Genomic DNA, 22,123 nt, shown 5'->3' on the forward strand with positions numbered 1-22,123 from the left:
TGAGGCAGTGATTGGTGACCATTTTACACAAATACGCCTTCGGTTTCTCCAACCGTTCGGGATGTACGTCGAACGACTTAAAAAACACGTCCTGCACCGCATCTTCCGCATCTTCCACAGATCCTGTCAGCTGATAAGCCAGCGTGAACAACAGCGCTTTATATTGATCGTACAGTTCTTCCATTCGCCGTCTCACCTTCTCCGGACTGTTAACATACTGCAAGCTTGGTCTCTTTGATTCTACAGTAGCTTACTGCCCGCCTTCCATGCAATATTCCTGAATTTCCATGCAGGCCTCCCCGTTATAATCATATTAAGTCCCCACTTGCGTCCCCACACCAATCCGCGATTTTCCCCCAGGCCAATGCAGTAGAAATCCAATGGGAGCTTTTTGTGAACCGGGGCGGGGCGGCCCTCTAGATCGGCCATCACGATTTTCCCCAGTCGATCCGCCTGAATCCCGCCTTCTTTGCACGTCATCTGATCGGCCTTGCCGTCTCTCGGATCAAAGATTCTCGCACAATCGCCAATGCTGTACACACCCGGCGCCCCTTGGACGCGATAGCACTCATCCACCAGCACTTGACCTTCAGAAGTAAGAGGCAAGCCCATGCTGCGCAGAGCCGGATTCGGGATCAGACCGATCGTCCATATACATAGGCTAACAGGCAGACGATCGCCATTAGAGAGCGTCACTGCTCCTGCTTCCTCCCGCATCGCCTTACAATTGTGAAGCACGGACACTCCACTACCGTTAAGCGTCTGCTCTAACTTACGTCCCACGATCTCCGGCCCATCCTGGAACAGCCGATCCTGCGCATTCAGCAAATAAACGGAGATATCGGACGCCTTCAGTCCAAGAGCCGCTGCTTCCTTCCGCATGGCGAGCGCCAGCTCGGCGGACGTCTCAATGCCGCTGATGCCCGCTCCCCCAACCGCGACTGTCATTAGTCGCTTTCGTTCTTCAGGGTTCGTCTCGTCAGCAGCCTTCCTCAGATTGCCACGCCAACGTTCCCGGATGTCTGCCGCGGTATACGGATCGGTTAAGGCGACGCCGCCCTGATCGGGATCCGGTCGCCGAACGATACTGCCGACCGCCACGACCAGAAGATCATAACGGATTTGGGCATCCTTTCCTTGCGTATCCCTATAACAAATCCGTTTCTCCCCGCTTTCCACGGACGTAACCGCGCCTTGCACGAATTCGACTCCCTCTGGAAACCAATGCGTCCAGGGAATCATAATCTCTTCCTCGCCAACGGCCGGCCGGAACAACAGCATTTTACGCACATGACCGGGCTGATTGTCGATCAGAACAAACCGAATCCGCCGTCCGTTCATCATGCCTTGGGTCGTTTCCTTGATTGCTTTGAGAGCTTGAAGCCCTGCATGGCCGCCTCCGATGACGATGCATGTCAAATCGTTCATTTTTTCTCAGCTCCTTTACGTTGCAAAGCACACCGTGAGCGTCACAGAGCATCGTGCCTTGCGATCGGTCAGCCGATGAAGGACTCGGGTCCGAAGCGGCCCCACGCTATGAATACGGCCAGCGCGAGATAGATCAGGTTCGCCACCACTGATTTGTTGTCGCCGTGGCGGAGGTGGGTGATGATCGCGCCGATCATCACCAGCACCCAGCAGACGGCAGTCACCGGAACCAGGATCGGCGCGATGTCGATTACGGCGGGCAGGATCAAGCCTACCGCAGCCAGGATCTCGAGGATGCCCAAAGTCTTGAGGAAGCCGACGCTAACGTCTTGGACCCATTCCCCGGCAGGGAACTGGGCCAGTTTCTCCTTGGGAATGAATGCCTTGCTAATGCCGCTGGCCAAGGCTACTAAGGCGAGCAGCCCGGTTGCGATCCATAGTGCGAGGTTCATGTTTTCCTCAGCTCCTTTACGTTTTGCACATATAACAAGGTAAGGCTCTAATTTGTGACATTGGAAATGAACGAATATGAAAATCGAAATAACCCGATGACCTAATCAAGGGTCATCGGGTGCGACTCCATACTATCTGTAAATATTGATCCTTCAGGAAACTACTTCATGTGCTCTCTCTTCATTCGGATTCGAAGAGCCGCTCTCCGCGATGCAGCCGCCAAGCAATGCGAGCCGTATGCGGCAGCTCTCTCGCCGTCGGAGCATGGGCGGCCAGATAGCGGGCGCATGCAATCAGCATCGTATCCGCGGCTTGATCGGCTAAAGCCTCGGTTCCTTTCAAGGAACGCCAGTGGTCGTATTCCGCGACAGCGGCCTCGTACATTTGGAAAGAATGAAATTCGGCGTCTTCGCGCAGCAAGCTGTGGCCGAGCGCATTGAGCAGCGGTCCATGGTCGCGGCCCGAATCCAAGTAGGCGGCAACCCAACTGGCCGCCTCTTCCACCTGCTGCCGCCGGTCCAGCAGAGACAGGAAGTCATCGGTCGACGCTTCAGCCATGCCTTCCCGATATTCGTCCTTCCTCGGCTTTGGAGCCCGCGGCACGTTCAAGAAGCGGTCATGATAAATCGCGATCGCTCCGTAGAACAGCGCACGATACAGCAGGGGCTCCTTCGAGCGCAGCAGCCTTTCGTGCACGGCATGAGCGTAAGTGAACGTATGCAGCACGGCCAGCCAATCCCCAAAGTCGTTCTGGGTGTGAAAGCGAGCAATGCGCTCCGCAGCCGCCAGAGCAATCAGTCTAGCCAGCCGGGCAGGAGCAACGCCTACCAGCAGCGCTTCGGAAATTTGTTGAATCGTTGCAAGCGGCTGATCGCCGAGCAGCTTCTCTACGAAAGCGTCTTCATCAAACGAAACGCCGGAATCTGCTGATAGGCGGGACAAATCTCCGTGCTTTAGTCGCTCGAATGCCTGCTTAAGCGGCTTGACCAGATCGACCGGTGATTGCCAATGATGCTGTTCTTCGCTGCGCGACGGGTTTCTCATCAAGGGCGTAAGCGAGGCGAGAATGGATTCGGCGGTGTCCGGCCCAAGCGCATCCAGCGCTTCGAACGCTTTATTATGAAAATCGAACGTATGCCCTCCGTCCAGATAGAAATGGTCCGTGGCGGCAATAAGCAGCATGTCCGCAATATCATCCGGCGACATGCCAGCAGCAACCGCGGTCAGCAGCACTTTCTCCGCGCCTTGCGAATCCCGTACTTCCACGCAGCTGCGATACCAATCAGAAAGCCGCTTGAGTGAAGCGTCCGCGGACGGCAGCGGGCCGAGCAGCCAGCGGGGAGAGCGGCCGGCTCCTGCCCGGGCAACGTGCACCAGGCCGTGATATAGGGCGAGGATACGACCTTGCTTATCGAGCTTCGGAAGAACGTTGCGCATAGCGGTCAAGATCGTTAAGCCGCTGCCCCAGCCGCTGCTTAGCGATGTCCCAAACAGAATGCCTATTCTCGCAATTTCGTTCTCGGACACGCCTGCTTCGATCAGGCCGACGACCGATTTGGCGATGACGATGCCGATGTTTTGCTCCAAGCCTTCCCGCAATCGCTGAGTCAACTTCTCAACACTCATGGATTGCCGAGAAGCTGCGTTGACCCATACTTCTCCGTTCTCGATCTTGACGTCGTGAGCCAGCGCGTCGTCCGCCCAAGGATCGAGCGTACCGCCGCTGCAGATGTCGAAGCGCGCATGATGCCAGTGGCAAGTCAATATTCCTTCGCAGAGACTTCCCAGATGGAGTGGAAATCCGAGGTGCGGGCAGCGATTGTCTACTGCCGCCGCTCCGTCCTCATGGGCAAATACGGCGATTCCCCCTTTGATGACTTTGGCGCCGTCAGACTTCAGTTGATCCAGCGTTCCGGCAGATATCCATTCCTCTGTTCGCATTGCTTTTCCTCCCTTTTTGAATTATTTTTTCTTTGTATTAATTCTAATCTAATACTTGATGCGAAACAATGCCATTTCTATGACGATATAACTAACTGGTAACTGATAGACTGCCGCTGGAGCGCTTCTGCAAGGCTCTTTTTATTTTAAGGAAAAAAATGAACAAATCACTTGCACCTTACGTAACGTAAGGTTTTATACTGAGGCTACCGGTGATCGAGCTAGCGATAAGGAACGGAGATGATCAATGAAACGATATTGGAAGGTCGGGGATCTGGCCAAGCTGACGGGGCTAACGGTGCGTACGCTGCGCTTCTACGACCAGATCGGGCTGCTCTCGCCGTCGGCTGCCACGGAATCGGGACATCGGCTCTACGACGACGAGGACTTGTCGCGGCTCTATCGAATTGTATCGCTGAAGGAGTTGGGTCTGTCGCTCGACGAAGTGAAGGCGGCGCTGTCGGGCCGCGGAATTGACCCGCTCGAGGTCGTCGGCCTGCAGATGGAGCGGGTGCAGGAGCAAATCCGGCGGCAGCAGAAGCTGCTGGATCAACTGAGACACGTGTCTAGGCTGATGAAAGGAAAGGAGCAGGTGACGGTCGACGATTTCACCACGCTGCTGCAAGCGATGAAGAACGACTACGAGAAGCCGATCCTGAATCGTCGACAAAGCTGGGAGCAACGTTTGGGCCTGCTAGGGATGTTCTTAGCGGGCGGAGATGACAAAACAAACCATAAAAAAGAAGAAAACAAGGAGGATTAAGATCATGAAAGAAAAATTTGTAAACCACGGAACATTCGTAATTGAAAAAACGTATCCGGCATCCAGGGAGCAGGTGTACGAAGCAATGGCTGACGCTGAAGCCAAAGCGCGTTGGTTCACGAAGCCGGAAGTGTTTGAATTCCGGGTAGGCGGACGGGAATTCAGCAGCGGCGAAACGCCGGACGGCAGAGTGTTCACGTTCGACGCGACTTATCAGGAGATTGTGCCGCTCGAGCGGATTGTTTATACGTACGTGATGGACCTTAACGGCGTGCGGTTCTCGGTATCCATTACGACGATTGAGCTTGCAGACGCGGATGGCGGCACGAAGCTGACCTTTACGGAGCAAGGCGCCTTCTTCGATGGGTTCGATGCGGTGGAGAATCGGGAACACGGATCGAGGGAACTGCTGGAGCTGCTGGGCAATTCGCTTGCTCAGAGCGAAGCCGTTGCGGCGGAGGACTGCGCCGACCTGGCTCCCGGCGAATTGGAGTTTGCTCATGCGCGCTGGTACGACTCCCCAAGGGAAGAGGTTTACAGGGCTTGGGCGCAGCCAGAGCTGCTGACGCAGTGGTGGGGGCCAAACGGCTTCACGAGCACGTTCCGCGAATTCGACTTCCGCGAAGGCGGCTTCTGGCGCTTTACCTTTCACGGACCGGACGGCCAGGATTATCCGAACGAGAACAAGTTCATCGAGATCGAGCCGGGAGAGCGTATCGTACTGGAGCATCAAGGCGCTCCTGAGTTCCGGTTGACGGCGACCTTTACCGAGAAGGGCGGTCGGACGCAGGTGACATTCCGTCAGCAGTTCAAAGACGAGAAGATATTCGAGCAAGTGAAATCGTATTGCCCGGACTGCAACGAGCAGAACCTGGACCGTCTTCGGGCTGTGCTAGAGGGACACCGCGTATAGTAATAGTAAAGTAACTGCAATGGTCACCCTAATTTTGTCAAACCTATATATCATCCTTTCCGTAGTAGCAGCTCGTAACTATTTCGGCGACCTACAAAACGGTTTCTTGCTGCTCCTATACCGACTAAAAAGAGCAAGACCGCAGCGCCAAGCAGAATGAAAAGTGGCAGGTTCCAACTATTTGTCGCATCATGCAGATATCCTATTAGAGCAGGACCGACTGCGGCAAAAAGATATCCGATCGATTGCGCCATGCCAGACAGTTTCGCTGCTTGATGCGCATTTTCAGTACGTAACCCGAAAAACATCATAGACAAACTAAAGGCGAAGCCTCCACCAATTCCGAGCATGGTGATCCACAACAGAATCATATTGGAGCTTCCGTAAAGAAGTCCAATCGTTCCCGTCAAAAGCAAAATGGTTGTAATGACCACTAACAACCGTTGGCTAGACATGCGCCCAGCAATAACGGGGACAATAAAGGCAAATGGAAGCATAACTAACTGCATGATCGAGAGGTACCATCCTGATTGATTTGGAGAAATTCCTTGCTGCTTTAAAATTTCAGGCAACCATGCGATCAACACATAGAAAACCATGGACTGTATACCCATAAACAAGGTTACTTGCCAGGCAATGAGGGATTTCCAAACATTCACATCATTGCTGGCCATTCGTTGACTCGTCGTGGTTGTTTGCTTCGTTTGATTTCTTAATTGGGGTAACCAACAGAGGATCGATACAAAGCTTAGAATCCCCCATATTCCCAATGCACCCTGCCATTTTAGACCTGCGTTCACGGCTAGAGGCACACTGATTCCCGATGCGATTGCTCCACATAAACTCATTGAAATGGAGTAAACGCCTGTCATGGAGCCAATTTTATTTGGGAAATCCCTTTTGATTATACTTGGCAATAATACATTACATACGGCAATTGCAAATCCAAGAATTGCTGTCCCAATAAACAAATTAGCTGCGCCAGATAAAGAACGTATTCCAATACCAACAGTCAGAAAGATTAGGGCAAAAAAAATGATACGTTCAACCCCATACCTTTGTCCTAATTTTGGTACTAGAGGCGATAATAAAGCAAATGCAAGCAAGGGTACCGTTGTGATAAGGCCTGCTAACGTATTTGAAATATGAACGTCATCCCTTATTAGACCCACTAAAGGACTGACTGATGTTAAGGGAGTACGTAAATTAGCTGCAATTACAATAATGCCGAGAATAATCAGCCCTATAGAGGATGGTACGGATTTATTATTTTGTTCGTTCGGCATTCTTAATTTCTCCTTCCTGAATTCTTACGTATTATTTGCTGCCTGCTGATTGAAAAAAAGCAATACATCCGCGCGATTAAACAAAGTATATTATAGTATATTATTTTTATCAATAAATATTTTATAACATACTTTATTTCATCTAAAAACAAAAATACAACTCTAAATTCCCGTCATGGAATTCAGAGTTGTATTTAATAAATGGAATTTTCGACTTTAGAAATCGTACTTTAAGGATATATGGAGCACTGTTTCGCTATCCGTATGATTGGTATAAGAATGAGGACAATCTGCACGAAAACTGATCGTATCATATTGATTCAATGTGTAAATCTCTCCATTGACTTGAATTTCAATGGACCCCGTCATGACTGTTGCAATTTCAGTTGTATTCACATGATGACCTTCAGGCTGATACGAGCTATTTGGCTGTAAGTAAGCCCGACACATTTCAATATCGTTACTCTTAAAGACTGGTTCAATGATCCAATTTTTTTGATCATTAGAAAACCGCAGTCCTTCGCCTGCTCGATACAAACTAGCAGAGTCTTTTGATTTGAACAAAGCCAATAGCGGTAAAGATATCCCTTTTGAAATTTTCCATATTATCGCCAAAGTTGGATTTGTCTCGCCACGTTCGATATTCCCCAGAGTAAGTTTGCTTACGCCTGTTAGCTCTGATAAGTCGTCTAAGCTCATGCTTTTTTCTTTTCTGTACTTTTTCAAGGCGACGCCGATTTGTAATACAAGTTCTTTGGATTCATCTATTCCATCCATTAGTATCACCTCAACAAAAAACAGTTATAGCTAGTATATTATTTATCTAGATTCGTTTCCATACGATTCCTTAAAAGAAAACAGGGCTACCCGCAGGCAGCCCCATTTGGAATTTTGACAGCATAGCAGCAGCCAAATCAATTCCCCAAACTCACTCCACCGTAACACTCTTAGCCAAGTTCCGCGGCTTATCCACGTCATGCCCCAGCGCGAGGGAGGCGTAGTAGGACAGCAGCTGCAGCGGAATGACCGACAGCGCCGGAGTCAGCAAAGGCAGCGTACGGGGGATCGCCAACTGGCGATCGACCGACTTGGCGACCTCCTGCTCCTGGCCTTCGTTGACGATGCCGAGGACGTGGGCGCCGCGCGCTTTCGTTTCTTTAATGTTGCTAAGCATCTTTTCGTACAGATCCTCTTGGGTCAAGAGCGCGATAACCGGCGTGCCTTCCTCGATCAGCGCCAGCGTGCCGTGCTTGAGCTCTCCCGCCGCGTAGGCTTCGGAATGGATGTACGAAATTTCCTTCAGCTTCAGCGAGCCTTCCATCGCCACCGCGTAGTCGACGCCGCGTCCGATGAAGAACAGGCTGCTGTGATGAGAGATCGATTCCGCGACTTCCTTGATCACTTCGGCCTGAGCGAGAATTTTCTCGACCTGCTCCGGCAGAGCTTGCATCGCGGCCAGCACCTGAGCGACAGCGGCCTCATCCCGCGCGCCAACCGTCTGAGCCCAGTAAAGTCCCAACAGGAAGAAGGCGATCAGTTGCGACGAGTACGCTTTGGTGGAAGCGACCGCGATCTCCGGTCCCGCGAGGGTAATGATCACATCGTCGGCTTCGCGAGCGACCGAGCTGCCCACGACGTTCGTAATCGCCAGAACCCTGGCCCCGCAGCGCTGCGCTTCGCGAAGCGCGGCCAGCGTATCGGCTGTCTCGCCCGATTGGCTGACGACGATGACGAGCGTGTCGGGCGTAATAATCGGCGAACGATAGCGATACTCCGACGCGACGTCCGTCTCGACGGGCACGCGTACGAGCGATTCGATGACGTTTTTGCCGACGAGTCCGGCATGAAGCGCCGTACCGCAAGCGACGATATGCACGCGATTGATGCCCTTCAACTGTTCGGCCATCATTTTCAGCTCGGGCAGCTCCACGGAACGACCGTCGTCGCTGATCCGACCCAGCATCGTGTCGCGGTAAGCTCTCGGCTGCTCGTGAATTTCCTTCAGCATGAAGTGGTCGAAGCCCGCTTTCTCCGCCGTCATCAGATCCCAATCCACGTGGAAAATCTCCTTCGAGATAAAGTTGCCCTCGATCGTCAGCAGCTCCACCGCATCCCGGGTCAGCACGGCCATCTCGCCGTCGTTCAAGATGTAAATGTCGCGCGTATGCTCGAGAATTGCCGGGATGTCCGACGCGATATATTTCTCCCCGTTGCCGACTCCGATAATGAGCGGACTTGCGTAACGCACGGCGACGAGTCGATCCGGTTCGTACTCGGTCAGCACGCCGAGCGCGAACGCGCCTCTCATTTTCTTGACCGCGCGCTGAACGGCCTTCACGATGTCCCCGTCATACTCGACGGAGATCAGGTGCGAGATGACCTCCGTGTCCGTCTCCGACAGAAAACGATGCCCCGCCTGCACGAGCTCTTCCTTGAGCTCCAAGTAATTTTCAATAATGCCGTTATGAACGACGGAAAACTTCAACGAATTATCCGTATGCGGATGGGAGTTGACGTCCGACGGTTTGCCATGGGTCGCCCAGCGCGTATGCCCGATACCGACCGTTCCGCGCAGCGGATCTCCGCTTAACCGGCTCTCCAGATTAGCCAAGCGCCCTACCGTCTTCGTCACTTCCAAGCCTTGCTCCGTCTGCACAGCGATGCCGGCAGAGTCGTATCCCCGGTACTCCAGCTTCTTAAGCCCTTCGATCAGAATGGGCTGCGACTCTCTATATCCAATATATCCAACGATTCCGCACATAATTATATAAGCCTCCGTTTATGGGTTCTCGACGCTTTCCGAGTTCCCGCAACCGGGCCGAATGAGCAGCACATGCCGTATTCCAAGCAAAAACGCCTTTAGCGTCCTCCAGACGCAAAATCGAGTTTTTGTCGAAGGTGTTTCAGAAAAGTATAGCGAATTTAATACTTTCTGAAATCACCAAGCAAAAACGCCTTTGGCGTCTCCGATTCAGAGAATCGCGTTTTTGTCGGAGACGATTCTGGTAAGGAGAGCTGACTCCCATCCACGACAATCGTAAATAAAGGGGCCAGCTCTCCCCCATCTTCCCACGTCATGCCCCTCAAAGCGACCGGTAACAGGCCGCCGGGCAGGTCTGGTTCGTTCCACGAGCGTGGTACTATCGACATCGTGCCGGAATTTTGTTCGCCCGGTTGCCCTGAGCGTTTTGAGTTCCGGCTGTCGGCTCCGATGGTGAGCCGGGAGGTCCCCGCCGAACGTTTCGAACACCTCCACCTCGTCAACTTGCATCCTTATGGCTCTCCGCCGAAGTTTCCCGCTCGGATCAGCTTTCCCGTCCCTGATCTTTGCTCTTCCGCGTCTCCCCATCTTTCAACAAGTTCTGGCGCTTTTGTTGCCTATTTCACTCTACCCTGCCCTTCCATTCCAGAATCTATTCCTATATCTTATTCGTTTTGCGGGGATGATGCAACTTGGGCGCAATTATTTCCTTGGAAATGACGTTTTTCTACATTTTCCCTCCCATCGAACGAATCGCTTGTAAAAATGATAAGAGCGTCCCCCTCCTGCTGGAAAGGAACGCCCTCTATTGCGCGCGCCATCGCGCGACCTATCTCTCCAATGCTACACCAGCTCCGCCTTAACGACATCCACGATCGAGGCGACATGACGCTCGATTTCCTCCCGCTCCGGCCCTTCGGCCATAACGCGGATAAGCGCCTCCGTGCCGGAAGGACGCACGAGCACGCGTCCGTTGTCTCCCAGCGCCTCTTCGGCGGCCGAGACGGCCGCCGCGATCGCCTGATTGCCCGGATAGCGGGATTTGTCCGCCACCCGTACGTTCACGAGCACTTGCGGATACTTGCGCATCATCTGCTTCAACTCGCCGAGCTTCTTGCCGGATGCGACGATCGTGTCGAGCAGCTGCAAGCCCGTCAAGATGCCGTCTCCAGTCGTGCTGTGATCCAGAAAGATGACGTGACCCGACTGTTCGCCTCCCAGGTTGTATCCGCCGTTCACCATCTCTTCCATCACGTAACGGTCGCCGACCGCCGTCTTGGACGTCTTCAGTCCCAGCTTTTCAGCCGCTTTGAAGAAGCCGATGTTCGCCATGACCGTCGTCACGATCGTATCCTTCGCCAGCTTGCCCGCGCGTCTCATCGCGTCGCCGCAAATGCACAGAATGTAATCGCCGTCGGCTTCTTCGCCGTTCTCGTCGATCGCGATCAGCCGATCCGCGTCTCCGTCGAACGCCAGGCCCAGATTGGCCCCGTGCTCCTTAACCTTCGCCGCCAACATCTCGGGATGCGTCGAGCCGACGCCTTCGTTGATGTTCAGGCCGTTCGGCTCGGCTCCGTAGGCGATCACTTCCGCCCCCAGAGCCCGGAAAATTTCCGGCGCCAGCTCGTAGGCCGCCCCGTGAGCGCAGTCCAGCACCAGCTTTACGCCCGCGAACGAATGACTTACCGTAGACTTCAAGTAGTCGATATACAGGCTCTTCGCGCCCTTATCGGACGTCACCGAGCCGATGTCCCCGCCAATCGGTCTTGGCAGCGTATCTTCCGCCGCATCCATGAGCCGCTCGATCTCCGCCTCGGTCTCGTCCAGCAGTTTGTAGCCGTCGCCGCCGAAAAACTTAATTCCATTATCCGCCACCGGATTGTGCGAAGCGGAGATCATGACGCCCGCATCCGCTCCCATCGTTCGGGTCAAGTATGCAACCGCCGGCGTGCTGACCACGCCAAGCCTTACGACGTCTGCGCCGATGGACAGCAGGCCTGCCGTCAAAGCGCTCTCCAGCATTTGACCCGAGATACGGGTGTCCATGCCGATCAACACTTTCGGGCGCTTGACCTTGCCCGCGAGGACGACGCCTCCGCAACGACCGATCCGATAAGCCAATTCCGGCGTTAACTCCTGATTCGCGACCCCGCGCACGCCGTCCGTTCCAAAATATTTCCCCATATCCCGATACCTGCTCCTTCTGCTCCTGTTGTTGCCCGAGCCCGCGGCCTTTCTCTATCTCGCTCTACACCGCCGGCTCCTGCGTTTCGCCGCTCTCCGGCGGAGGATTGCCGCCTTCCGACACGCCCTCTCCCAGAGGCTCCTCCCCTTCCGTGGAGGTCTCAAGCGCCGCCTCGTCGATAATCTCGACGGTAATGCTGTTCGTTCCGCCCACCTGCTCCATAAACCTCTCCAGACTGACGACGAGAGGCAGCGTATAGACGCCCGGCCCTCTTCCGCTTAGATCGACGATGACGTCGACGTCTCCCGGTTTCAGTCGGTCCAGCGTCTGCGGAGCGCCTTGAATCGTAATGTCCGCTTTGCCCGTTGCCGGATCGAGAATGTTGACGATCAGTCCTTCGCCCAGCCCTCTCAGCTCGATCGGAAGCCCTTCGAGCTTTCGGGTCGTCGACAGCAGCACCTCGATCTGAATGTCGATCGCCGCCGGCGAAATCTCGATCAGCGGAGGCGTTACCTTGAGCGGCACGGAAATCTTCCCGGAATTCCGCACGTCGCCGAGCGGAATCTCCACCTCGATGAACTCGATTTTGTCCAGCGCGTCTTGCGGTCCATATACCGTCACCTGTTCCACGTCCGGCTTGAAGGAGGCGACGCCTAGCCCGGACTGCACGCGTCCGACCATTTTGAATTGCAGCGGCACCGTCTTGAACGGATTCGTAATCGGCACTTCGACCTCGAGTACCGCCGGATCGATAATCGCTCCTTCGATCGGCTTGCCTTGCTTGTCGTAGACGGCCAGCTTAACGCTCTTGCTCTTGATCGTCTCTTTCTCCCCGTCGATCTCGATCGTCGCCCCCACGCTATCCGCCTCGGCCAGCTGGCTCTTCGGCAGCGTCACGTGAACCCGGTTGCCCGGCTTCACGATCGGCGTTCCGACCTTATAGCCTTTCGCGGGGTTTCCTTTCGTCTGGATCGCCACTTCGAACTCCTTCGTCTGAAGCGCCTCGATGCTGACGACTACCGTGGACGGCGAGACCAGCACCGAAGTAATGCCTTTGGGCAGATTTTCTTCTAGTGGCAGTGTATGCTGCCCTTCTCCCACCGTTCTCAGATCGACCCGGATCCGGTAATCCTTCGTCTGGGCGACCCGAAGATCGCTCTTCGTACCCCTGACCGTCAAGTTGACCTTGAGCGGCTCCATGCCGTTTAGAACGAAGTTCCTCTCATCCAGCCCGTAAGGCTGAACGGTGACGCCTTCGATGACTTTCGTATCGTACAGCGAAGCGACGTTGTTCGGAGAAGAGTCTTCCGGATCGAAATGCACGACCGCCCACATCAGTATGCCGAGAGCCAGCGCTACAAGCTTGGCGATCGTAGGGTGGTTTAACCATTTATCCACGGTCGCCACCTTCTTTCCGCTTCCAGAAGGCCCAATCCGCGCTCTTCTGCTTGAACTGCGGGCGAAGCTCCTCGAACAGCTTGGAGATCAGCGACTCTTCCTTGATGTCCCGCACGATCTGTCCGTTCATCGCCAACGAGATCTGTCCCGTTTCCTCCGAGACGGTCACTGAGATGGCGTCGCACACCTCTGTAATGCCGATGGCGGCCCGATGGCGAGTCCCCAGTTCCTTGCTGATAAAAGGGTTCTCCGACAGCGGCAAATAACAGCCCGCGGCCATAATCAACCCGCCCCGGATGATGACGGCTCCGTCGTGAAGCGGCGTATTCGGAACAAACACGTTGCTGAGCAGCTCCGAGCTGAGCTTCGACTCCATCTTGATACCCGATTCGATGTAATCGTTCAGACCGGTATTTCTTTCGAACACGATTAATGCCCCGATTTTTCGACGCGCCAAATAATTAACCGACTTAACGACTTCGTTCACTCGGTGGCTAACGTCCTGCTCCTCGGGCGAAGAACGCTGAAACAGCTTGTTTCTTCCGATCTGCTCGAGCGCTCTTCTCAGTTCCGGCTGGAAAATAATCAGCACGGTGACGACCCCGAAGGTAAACATTTGGTTCATCAGCCATTTGAGCGTATATAGGTTAAGCAGGTTGCTTAACGCCCAGACGAGCACCAGCAGGAATATCCCCTGCAGCAGCTGCACCGCCCGCGTTCCCCGCACCATCATAAGCACTTTGTAAATAATGTAACTGACGATCAGAACATCGACGATGTCTTTGATCGAATTTTGTAATGTCAGCCCGGCAAAATAGTCCAAGACGCGACCCCCCGTCCCGGCGCTGGATTAATTGCGACGAATCATGTCGAAATAGCGCATAAGAGCCCTAACCTTATTTATCTTCTCTACTATTGCCCAGAAATCCTGTCATTTACGCAAAAAAAACCTCCCCGACATCGGAGAGGCTCCTATTGCCCGGTTTGCGGTCGTGCGAGACGTTCTGTCGGATGCCGTCGAACCTAAGCTACGAGCCGTAAGCGAGCGTTCCGAAGAACGAGCTTACCTTGTACCAGAGCCAATCGACGGCGCGATCGATCGTCTTGATCTCACCCGCGATATGGGCCGTCGACGCCAGCGGCGTCAAGTGGCCGTCGATCACGGTCAGATTGCCGTCAAGAGCGCCGAGCACCTGAACGTCTCCGTTCACGACCGTCAAATCTCCGGATACTTTCTGCCCTTCGGGCACGATGACTTTCTTACCTTCGATGACGACATGCTCCAGATCCGGCCCGGATACCGAAAACTCCTGGCTCTGATTCCACATCGACACGAAGCTGGACAGCATCACGACCAGGAAGATGGCCGCGGCGGATACCGCCGGATGCCGGCGCACCCAGGAGGTCCATGCCGTCGGACGCCTTGAGCCGGGCAGCGATTTCATAATCCGGTCTCCCAGCTCTTTCGGAGCTTTCTCTATAGGTTGAGCCTTGACCAGCGCATCCGTGCGCTCCAACGCTTCATAACGGGAACAGCACTGGGGACATTCACGCAGATGCTGCTGCAACTGTAGGATATCCTCGCGCGCCAGTTCTCCGTCCAAATAATCATGCATGTACATGACGGCGACGTTGCATTTCATATCAGCCATCCCTTTCCTCGGCGGGTTCCCCTCACCCGCAATCGATGCTTCTATACTGTACGTGCGGTTAAGCGACACGGTTTCACCTATTTTGTAGAGGAGGTCCAAAAAGTCCGATTTTGATCACGAAGCTTAGGCGGGCGAAGCGGATTCGGCATCGAATCGCCTCAAAGCTTATGCTCCAGCTTTTTCCGCAAAAACTCGCGGCCTCTGTGAACCCTCGTCTTAACGGTCGTTACCGGCATGTCTAGAACATCCGAAATTTCCTGAAGGGACAAGTCCTGCAGATAACGCAAAATCATCACCGATTTATATTTGATCGGCAACGTCGCGATCGACTCTTGAATCAGCCGCTGCGTCTCCGAGAGCAAGAGCTCGCTCTCCGGCGTCCGGTCGTCGCTCGGCAGCATCGCGTAGCCGTCCAACCCTTCGTGGTCGGACGATTCGGCGTCCAGCGAATAGACCGCCCTTCTCTTCCTCAGCCGGTCGATGCATAGATTCGTGGCGATCCGGTAGATCCAGGTCGAGAACTTCTGGTTCTCGTCGTATCGATCCAAATTTTTATACACGCGCAGAAAAGTTTCCTGCACGACGTCTTCCGCCTCTTGACGATTGCTCGTCATCCGGAAGGCCAGATGGTACAGCTTGTCCTTGTACATGTCTACGATCTCCGCGAATGCCCGCTGGTCTCCCTTCCGGGCCAATCGCGCCAATCGCGTCTCAACTGGCTTCAATGTTGCGACTCACCTTCTTTCCCGTCCGCAGCCTGCCGGTGCTTGCGTTGCGCTGCCATGATGCCTGCGAGAATGAGTACTACACCTAACCCCTGCCAAGCGGTCAGAGGCTCCCCCAGAAGGAAATAGGCCGCTGCGACGGCAGCCGGAAGCTCCATCGAACCGAGCAGCGCCGCCAGCCCTCCTCCGAGCCGGGGAATTCCGTAATTAAAACAAATAAAGGGAAAAGCGGTTCCGAGAAATCCGAGCAGCAGCCCCCAGCCGAGCAGCGAATATCCGTAAGGTTCGGCAGCCAAAGCAGGGAGGTGCGCCAGCAGAACAAAAGCGAGGGAAGCGGTCGACATGACCGCGGACTTCGCGATCGGGTCCAGATTCTCAGGAAGGCGAGCCGAGAAGAAGAAAAACAAACTGTAAGTAAAGGCGGACAGGAGCCCGAAGAAGACGCCCAAGTCATCCAGGCCGCTTAAATCCTGCTCCAGCAGCCCGACCGCCAGCACCGTGCCCAGCACGATGAACAGCACGGCCGCCTGCTCGCTTCGCTTCGGACGGCGCCGCGCGCGAATGCTTTCTAGCAGAATCGTAATCCACGTAAACTGAAAAAGCAAGACGATTCCCAACGAAGTGTCCAAACGCGACAAAGCTTCGTTGTAAAAAATCGTCGTCAGCGACATGCCCAAGACTCCGATCGCAGTCAGCTTGGCCCATGCGCGCCAGGTGGCCGCCAGCGAATAGGAGCTCTCTCGCCGTCGAATGACGGCTAGCAGCGCCCACAGCAGCGCCGTCCCCGTCAACACCTGCATGAACGTTAGGCCGTTCACTCCCCAACCGTCCCGAAGCGCCAGTTTGAACACGGCCGCCAGCAGACCGTAGCTTGCCGCTCCCGCCAACACGAGCACTATCGCCAGAACGGGCTTTCTCGACTCGTCCATTGCAGACCAACTTTCCTCCGATTCAGATAAGGATAGCGGATTTTGTACTGTCTGAATCGTGCGCAAAAGGGCCCGGGGTTCTGCCCAGGCCCTTCTTCTGCTTATGAATCAGCCCGTATTGCGGAGCCCGGCGGCTATGCCGTTAATCGTAAGCAATACTTCGCGCAGCAGCTCCGCATCGTCTTCGTTCTGAGCGCGCAGGCTTCTGAGCTCGGTCAGAAGCTGAACCTGCAAGTAGCTGAGCGGATCGACGTATGGGTTGCGCAGCCGAATCGACTCCTGGATGACCGGAACATTATCCAGAATTTCGTCTTGGCCAGTAATATTCAAAATCATTTCTTGAGTTTTCGCGTATTCTTCCTCGATCTGCGAGAAAATGCGGTCCTTGATCGCGGCGTCTTCGATCATTCCCGCGTATTGCCGGGCGATCATCAGATCCGCTTTGCCAAGCGCCATCTGCAGATTGTCGATCAGCGACTTGAAGAAAGAATATTCGCGGTACATCGTCCTCAGCGTCTCCAGACGCGCCGGATCGCCGTTCACGAACTTGGAGAACGCCGTTCCCGCGGCATACCAGGCCGGCAGCAAATAACGGCTTTGCGTCCAGGCGAACACCCACGGAATCGCGCGCAGATCTTCGAAGCGGTCGCTGCCTTTGCGTTTGGAAGGACGCGAGCCGATGTTCAGCTCTCCCACTTCCGGAAGCGGAGTCGACTCTTTGAAGAAAGTCATGAAGTCCGGATCGCGGAAAATCAGGTCCTGGTACTTCGTCTGGGCGTCGACGGAAATGTCGCGCATGATCTCTTCCCACTGCGTTTCGACGGAGCGTTCCTGCGCCGGATTGCGGGACAGGTAAGCTGCCGTGATCAACGCGCCCGTAGCTTGCTCCAGACTGCGGTAGGCGATCCCCTTCATCGAGTAGCGGGAGGACAGCACCTCGCCCTGCTCCGTGATCTTGATGCCTCCGCCGATCGTATGAGGCGGCTGCGCCAGAATGCTGCGGTTCAGCGGCATGCCTCCGCGGCCCAGAGCGCCTCCGCGGCCGTGGAAGAACTTCAGGCGAACGTTATGAGACTTGCCCATCCGAGTAAGCTCGTTCAGCGCGACTCGCAGCTCCCAGTTCGCCGTCACCATACCTCCGTCTTTGTTGCTGTCCGAGTAGCCCAGCATGATCTCATGCAGGTCGCCCATGGCGGCTACGCTCTGACGATACACCGGCAGCTTGAACAGCGTATCCATGATTTGCGGAGCGGCGTGCAGGTCGTCGATCGTCTCGAACAGCGGCGCCGCTTGCAGCGTACAGAAGACGTTGCCGTTCTCGTCGCGGCCGAACAGTCCCGCTTCTTTCGCGAACACCATCACTTCCAGAATATCGCTGGCGGCTTCCGACATGCTGATCAGATAACTCGTGATGCAGCCCGTGCCGAATTCTTGCTGCGCTTTATAGATCGTCTTATAGACGTCCAGGCATTCTTGACTGGACTCGCTAAGCTGGATTCCGTCCTGAAGCAGCTGCTTGTCGCCGCTAAGCAGACCGTGAAGCAGATCGATCTTCTCCTGCTCCGCCAGCTCCGCATAAGAGCTTGTCACGCCTGCCATGGCCAGCAGCTCCGTCATGGCGTTCTCGTGCTCCTTGCTGTGCTGGCGAACGTCTAGCGCGGCCAGATGGAACCCGAACAGCTCCACTTGGCGGATCAGCTTCTTCAAATGCGTATTCGCTACGTAATCCGCATAGTGGTGACGAAGACTGCGGTCGATAACCTCGATGTCCGCCTTGAACTCCTCGACGGAACCGTAACGCTGCTTGGTGCCTTCGAACTGCTCTTCCCTCATGTTCTTCAGCTTCTGCAGCATGTATCTCAGCTTGACGCGGTACGGTTCCTTGTCGTTCGTCCACGGTTCGATCGTCCGCAGCTCCACGTTCTCGCCGTCTTCCTTGATCGAAGCCAGCAGCTCATCCGACACGTTCACGATCGTCGTGCTGAAGCTGAGATGGCGAGCCAGCTCGCGAAGATTGTTTTCGTACTTATGGATGGCGAGGTTTCGCTGCATTTTCAACGTCTGCCACGTTACATCGGCCGTTACCGAAGGATTGCCGTCGCGATCGCCGCCGATCCAAGATCCGAAACGCAGATAGGCGGGAACGTGCCACTGCTCTTCCGGATAATATTTGGTCAGGCAGCGCTCCAACTCCTCGTACACGTTAGGCAGAACTTCGAACAGCGTCTCGTGGAAGTAATACATTCCGTTGCGAACCTCGTCAAGGACGGTCGGCTTGCGATCCCGCAGCTCGTCCGTCTGCCACAAGGTCAGCACTTCGTTCAGAAGCTTCTCGCGAAGCTTCTCCCTCTCGCGGTACGTCAGCGTCGGATTGTCCAGCTCCATCACTTCGTCCGCGATCCGCTTATGGATGTCAAGGACATCCCTGCGGGTGGCTTCCGTCGGGTGGGCGGTCATGACCAGCTCCAGCGAAATGCCGTCCAGCATCTGGCGCACCTCGTCCACCGGCAGGTTTTTCTCCTTCAAGCCCTGCACGACGCTCTCGATCGAGCCCGGCTGAACCGACTCGCCCGCCGAACGCTCGTAATCGCGTTTGCGACGGATGCGATGATTCTGCTCCGCGATATTCACGAGCTGGAAGTAGATCGCGAACGCGCGAATGACCTGGTGACGGATTCCCGGCTCCAAGCCCCCAACGGTCTGAATAAATCCCTCGTACAGTTCCGGCAAATATTCCGCGCGCAGCGCTTTGCTCATTTCCCGTATTTTCTCGACATGTTCCAGCAGCTCCCGACCACCCTGATGCACGAGCACTTCTCCCAGAATGTTGCCTAGAAAGCGCACGTCTCTACGCAGCAGATGATTGGAAGGAGAACGTTGACTTACAGTCGTTTCCGTCATCTCACTCACCCCAAACCTTGCTTCTCGAAATTAGAATGTCAAACCGCCCAATAGGACGGGAATTGCCGACGCTCCGAGCGATCACATCTGAAAACAAGCCTTGCCAAACATTAAGCTCATTGTTCACCGATCGTTCACCAAAAGCTCTAACCTTTATCATACTACATTGGTCGGCGAAAATCTCCTTTTAATTCATCATTTCGCGTGAAATATCGATCTTGGATGAAAAATCCTCATCTGCGCGAAGAGGCGGATTGAGGAAGCGATAAACAGAAAAAGCTGCTTGAGTTTCATTTTAGCTAAAATTAACGAAGCGTTTGATGAAATAGCTATCAAAAGTTATAATTACACACATAATAGCTATAAGGGGTGAGCGCCTTGAAAGTCCCTTCGACGGAGGTTCAGAATAACTTCGGTAAATATGTGAAATTTGCGGAAGCGAATGAGGAAATCATTGTGACTCGGAAAGGGAAGGCAGTTGCCAAAATCGTGCCTTGTCTTCCGTCGCATGCGGCGGAAGAAGCTGCGGAGTACAAAACGAGCGACGGCTGGGTCACCTACGAGGAATTTCGTGAATTGACAGAGAAGTCCGAGCAGCGCTTCGAACTGATTGACGGCGTGATCTATTTCTTGACCTCCCCCTCCTACAAACATCAACATGCCATACATGAACTGCACGGTGCGTTCTACAACTGGTTCCGGGGAAAGTCATGCACACCGCTCACTTCCCCGTTCGATGTGACCTTCTTCAAGGCAGAGAATAACATTTGCGTCGTCCAACCGGACATTGCGGTAATCTGCGACAGAGAAAACATCAATGAACAGGGTAGATATATTGGGACTCCGACGCTTGTCGTCGAAGTGTTGTCTCCTTCCACGCGAAGCAAAGACATGCTCAAGAAGCTGGAGTTGTACAAGCAATGCGGGGTGAAGGAATACTGGGTCGTCGACCCCGTCCAAGACCAGATTCTCATCTACTCATTCGACGAACTCGATATTAAGGATAGCAGAGCCTTCTCCAAGAGTGCGCGGGATACGGCGAAATCTTATTGCTTCCCGGGACTGCACGTGGACTTGCAGGAGATCTTCATATCGCTTTCTTAGTTCGTGAGGAAGTGCAGCATCGTCGATATCGACAACTCCTGTGAAGATGTGGGTGCGTGAGCTCTACGCCAACAAATACGGAGACAGACTTCCCGCGGGCAGCCCTTTACCGCAACCGAAGCCGCAACGGCAGCCAGCGAAGCGGCCTGCGCCAGCAATCTCGATGAACGACGATTTGCCATTTTAATAGTAACGAGTGCCGCAATCGCGAATGGAGACCGATTTCAGTGCAAACAGATATCGTTCACAGGGAGGAATTCACATGGCTGATCAGGCATTCACAGTGACAGAAGACGATGTACGGGCCATGCTGCTTGCAGCGGACAGCATTGCCGGACAAGCCGGCCGAAACATGCTGGCGAAAGTTTTGAAAGGATCGCGCGACAAGAAACTGCTCGCGCTCGGATTGGACAATAGCCCAGCATACGGGTATTTCCGAATGTTGACGTTGGATCAGATCACTGAGCGCGTGGACTGGATGATCCTGAACGACTTTCTGGCGATTGATCGTAATCGGGACATGCCGCTGCTTGTATTCACGGATCGGGGCTGGGATATCCACATCGAAAATATGTCGGAACTGCTGTTGAAACAATGGGAGACATGGGACAAGACCGTTCCGACGGATATGACCTATTTGAAAGATCGAAACCGCAGCATGATCTTGCTGTTTCTAGAGAAGGTCGCACACACGGGCGATGCCCGATACATTCCGTTGCTGCAGCAATGGGCGCCGCTAGACTATCGGAAGGTGCGAGAAGCAATCGGAAAAGTGATTGACCATCTGGAAAAGGGGCATTCTGAGCCATTGATGCTGGAAGGCGCTCACAGGTCATTCTATTGCACGCCTGGAGAGCCGATCATCGAGCCGCGCGGCAGCGAGCGCCTGAAGTGCTGGGAGTGCGGCAAGCGCTTTGAGTGGACCGTCGAGGAACAGGACAAATTCCGTATGCGCGGTTGGAATCCGCCTAAGCGGTGCGAATCGTGCCGGGAGCAACGCCAGAAGCAACGCGAGGCCTGGTTGTGGGAATGAAAACTTTTGGGCACAAAAAAATTGCGGCCATAGACCGCAATCCCTAATTATTAAGATGGTCGGGACGACACGATTTGAACATGCGACCTCTTGGACCCGAACCAAGCGCTCTACCAAGCTGAGCTACGTCCCGACGATTATGAAGTTCAAAAAAAAGCCCGAAGGCTCTGTCTCTCGCTTATTTAACTACTCAATTAAATGAATGGAGCGGGTGATGGGAATCGAACCCACGCTATTAGCTTGGAAGGCTAAAGTTCTACCATTGAACTACACCCGCGCAAAACTTGAATGGTCGGGACGACACGATTCGAACATGCGACCCCCTGGTCCCAAACCAGGTGCTCTACCAAGCTGAGCTACGTCCCGACAAGTTTTGAATAAATCTGGCGCGCCCTGAGAGATTCGAACTCCCGGCCTTTTGATTCGTAGTCAAATGCTCTATCCAGCTGAGCTAAGGGCGCATATATGGAGCGGAAAACGGGATTCGAACCCGCGACCTTCTCGTTGGCAACGAGATGCTCTACCACTGAGCTATTTCCGCGTATTTGAGATATTTTTGCCGCTCATTCGTTCAGTCCGAAGTGCTTGAGGCGACAAGAAATAATATAACAAATACCGAACGGGATTGCAAGCCTTTTTGCGGATTTTTTT

At 54.2% G+C, this 22,123-nt stretch carries 20 protein-coding genes and 5 tRNA genes; 4 read left to right on the forward strand and 21 right to left on the reverse strand.

Annotated elements, in window-relative coordinates:
- From ACESLK_RS24835 to ACESLK_RS24850, 4 genes are all read right to left on the reverse strand, one after another.
- On the reverse strand, positions 1-184 hold a 184-nt coding region (locus ACESLK_RS24835), incomplete at its 3' end, for a sigma factor (RefSeq protein ID WP_373232419.1).
- Between the two features lie 56 nt (positions 185-240).
- Positions 241-1,428, reverse strand: a complete 1,188-nt coding sequence (locus ACESLK_RS24840) for an NAD(P)/FAD-dependent oxidoreductase (RefSeq protein ID WP_373232420.1) — start codon at positions 1,426-1,428, stop codon at positions 241-243.
- A 68-nt stretch (positions 1,429-1,496) separates the two neighbouring features.
- A complete protein-coding gene (locus ACESLK_RS24845) occupies positions 1,497-1,880 on the reverse strand; it encodes a DoxX family protein (protein WP_373232421.1) in 384 nt (127 codons plus the stop codon).
- Between the two features lie 181 nt (positions 1,881-2,061).
- Entirely contained in the window at positions 2,062-3,822 is a 1,761-nt protein-coding gene (locus tag ACESLK_RS24850) for a Rieske (2Fe-2S) protein (protein WP_373232422.1), read from the reverse strand.
- A 247-nt stretch (positions 3,823-4,069) separates the two neighbouring features.
- Between ACESLK_RS24850 and ACESLK_RS24855 the strand changes: the two genes are divergently transcribed.
- On the forward strand, positions 4,070-4,585 hold the full coding sequence (locus tag ACESLK_RS24855) for a MerR family transcriptional regulator (RefSeq protein ID WP_373232423.1): 516 nt from the start codon (positions 4,070-4,072) through the stop codon (positions 4,583-4,585).
- Between the two features lie 4 nt (positions 4,586-4,589).
- Positions 4,590-5,498 carry an SRPBCC family protein gene (locus ACESLK_RS24860; protein WP_373232424.1) on the forward strand — a complete coding sequence of 303 codons (909 nt, stop codon included), beginning with the start codon at positions 4,590-4,592 and terminating at the stop codon, positions 5,496-5,498.
- Positions 5,499-5,548: 50 nt separating this feature from the next.
- Here ACESLK_RS24860 and ACESLK_RS24865 read toward each other — a convergent pair whose 3' ends face one another.
- The 11 genes from ACESLK_RS24865 to ppc form a co-directional block, all read right to left on the reverse strand.
- A complete protein-coding gene (locus ACESLK_RS24865) occupies positions 5,549-6,784 on the reverse strand; it encodes a CynX/NimT family MFS transporter (protein WP_373232425.1) in 1,236 nt (411 codons plus the stop codon).
- Between the two features lie 216 nt (positions 6,785-7,000).
- Positions 7,001-7,561, reverse strand: a complete 561-nt coding sequence (locus ACESLK_RS24870; protein ID WP_373232426.1) for a helix-turn-helix domain-containing protein — start codon at positions 7,559-7,561, stop codon at positions 7,001-7,003.
- Between the two features lie 151 nt (positions 7,562-7,712).
- On the reverse strand, positions 7,713-9,545 hold the full coding sequence (gene glmS / locus ACESLK_RS24875; RefSeq protein ID WP_373232427.1) for a glutamine--fructose-6-phosphate transaminase (isomerizing): 1,833 nt from the start codon (positions 9,543-9,545) through the stop codon (positions 7,713-7,715).
- Between the two features lie 161 nt (positions 9,546-9,706).
- A complete protein-coding gene (locus ACESLK_RS24880) occupies positions 9,707-9,934 on the reverse strand; it encodes a hypothetical protein (protein ID WP_373232428.1) in 228 nt (75 codons plus the stop codon).
- 454 nt (positions 9,935-10,388) lie between these two features.
- On the reverse strand, positions 10,389-11,729 hold the full coding sequence (glmM, locus tag ACESLK_RS24885) for a phosphoglucosamine mutase (RefSeq protein ID WP_373232429.1): 1,341 nt from the start codon (positions 11,727-11,729) through the stop codon (positions 10,389-10,391).
- Positions 11,730-11,793: 64 nt separating this feature from the next.
- The gene (locus ACESLK_RS24890) at positions 11,794-13,128 is read right to left on the reverse strand and encodes a CdaR family protein (RefSeq protein ID WP_373232430.1); all 1,335 of its coding nucleotides are present in this window, start codon (positions 13,126-13,128) and stop codon (positions 11,794-11,796) included.
- Positions 13,121-13,951: a diadenylate cyclase CdaA gene (gene cdaA / locus ACESLK_RS24895; protein ID WP_373232431.1), complete on the reverse strand. Its 831-nt coding sequence runs from the start codon at positions 13,949-13,951 to the stop codon at positions 13,121-13,123. The genes ACESLK_RS24890 and cdaA overlap by 8 nt, the downstream gene beginning before the upstream one ends.
- 205 nt (positions 13,952-14,156) lie before the next feature.
- Entirely contained in the window at positions 14,157-14,780 is a 624-nt protein-coding gene (locus ACESLK_RS24900) for a zf-HC2 domain-containing protein (RefSeq protein WP_373232432.1), read from the reverse strand.
- Positions 14,781-14,938: 158 nt separating this feature from the next.
- Positions 14,939-15,505 (reverse strand): RNA polymerase sigma factor SigW, encoded by a 567-nt coding sequence (gene sigW, locus ACESLK_RS24905; protein ID WP_373232433.1) that lies wholly within the window; start codon positions 15,503-15,505, stop codon positions 14,939-14,941.
- The gene (locus ACESLK_RS24910; RefSeq protein WP_373232434.1) at positions 15,502-16,434 is read right to left on the reverse strand and encodes an EamA family transporter; all 933 of its coding nucleotides are present in this window, start codon (positions 16,432-16,434) and stop codon (positions 15,502-15,504) included. The genes sigW and ACESLK_RS24910 overlap by 4 nt, the downstream gene beginning before the upstream one ends.
- A gap of 108 nt (positions 16,435-16,542) precedes the next feature.
- Positions 16,543-19,335, reverse strand: coding sequence for a phosphoenolpyruvate carboxylase (gene ppc, locus ACESLK_RS24915; protein WP_373232435.1), 2,793 nt, complete (start codon positions 19,333-19,335; stop codon positions 16,543-16,545).
- Positions 19,336-19,713: 378 nt separating this feature from the next.
- Here ppc and ACESLK_RS24920 point away from each other — a divergent pair, with 378 nt between their 5' ends.
- Positions 19,714-20,439: a type II toxin-antitoxin system prevent-host-death family antitoxin gene (locus ACESLK_RS24920; protein ID WP_373232436.1), complete on the forward strand. Its 726-nt coding sequence runs from the start codon at positions 19,714-19,716 to the stop codon at positions 20,437-20,439.
- On the opposite strand, the gene ACESLK_RS24925 is transcribed toward ACESLK_RS24920, so the two are convergent.
- Positions 20,436-20,621, reverse strand: coding sequence for a hypothetical protein (locus ACESLK_RS24925; protein WP_373232437.1), 186 nt, complete (start codon positions 20,619-20,621; stop codon positions 20,436-20,438). The two genes, ACESLK_RS24920 and ACESLK_RS24925, sit on opposite strands and share 4 nt — an antisense overlap.
- A gap of 80 nt (positions 20,622-20,701) precedes the next feature.
- Here ACESLK_RS24925 and ACESLK_RS24930 point away from each other — a divergent pair, with 80 nt between their 5' ends.
- Positions 20,702-21,472 (forward strand): RQC-minor-1 family DNA-binding protein, encoded by a 771-nt coding sequence (locus ACESLK_RS24930; protein WP_373232438.1) that lies wholly within the window; start codon positions 20,702-20,704, stop codon positions 21,470-21,472.
- A gap of 56 nt (positions 21,473-21,528) precedes the next feature.
- Here ACESLK_RS24930 and ACESLK_RS24935 read toward each other — a convergent pair.
- The 5 genes from ACESLK_RS24935 to ACESLK_RS24955 all read right to left on the reverse strand — a co-directional run bounded on the left by ACESLK_RS24935 (position 21,529) and on the right by ACESLK_RS24955 (position 22,013).
- Positions 21,529-21,605, reverse strand: a tRNA-Pro gene (locus ACESLK_RS24935).
- A 70-nt stretch (positions 21,606-21,675) separates the two neighbouring features.
- A tRNA-Gly gene (locus ACESLK_RS24940) sits at positions 21,676-21,749 on the reverse strand.
- Positions 21,750-21,761: 12 nt separating this feature from the next.
- Positions 21,762-21,838: transfer RNA gene (locus tag ACESLK_RS24945), tRNA-Pro, on the reverse strand.
- An 18-nt stretch (positions 21,839-21,856) separates the two neighbouring features.
- Positions 21,857-21,933 (reverse strand) — tRNA-Arg (locus ACESLK_RS24950).
- Positions 21,934-21,938: 5 nt separating this feature from the next.
- Positions 21,939-22,013, reverse strand: a tRNA-Gly gene (locus tag ACESLK_RS24955).
- Positions 22,014-22,123 lie beyond the last annotated feature (110 nt).

It is taken from the genome of Cohnella sp. (assembly GCF_041640265.1).
In the GTDB taxonomy this organism is placed as follows: Bacteria; Bacillota; Bacilli; order Paenibacillales; family Paenibacillaceae; genus Cohnella.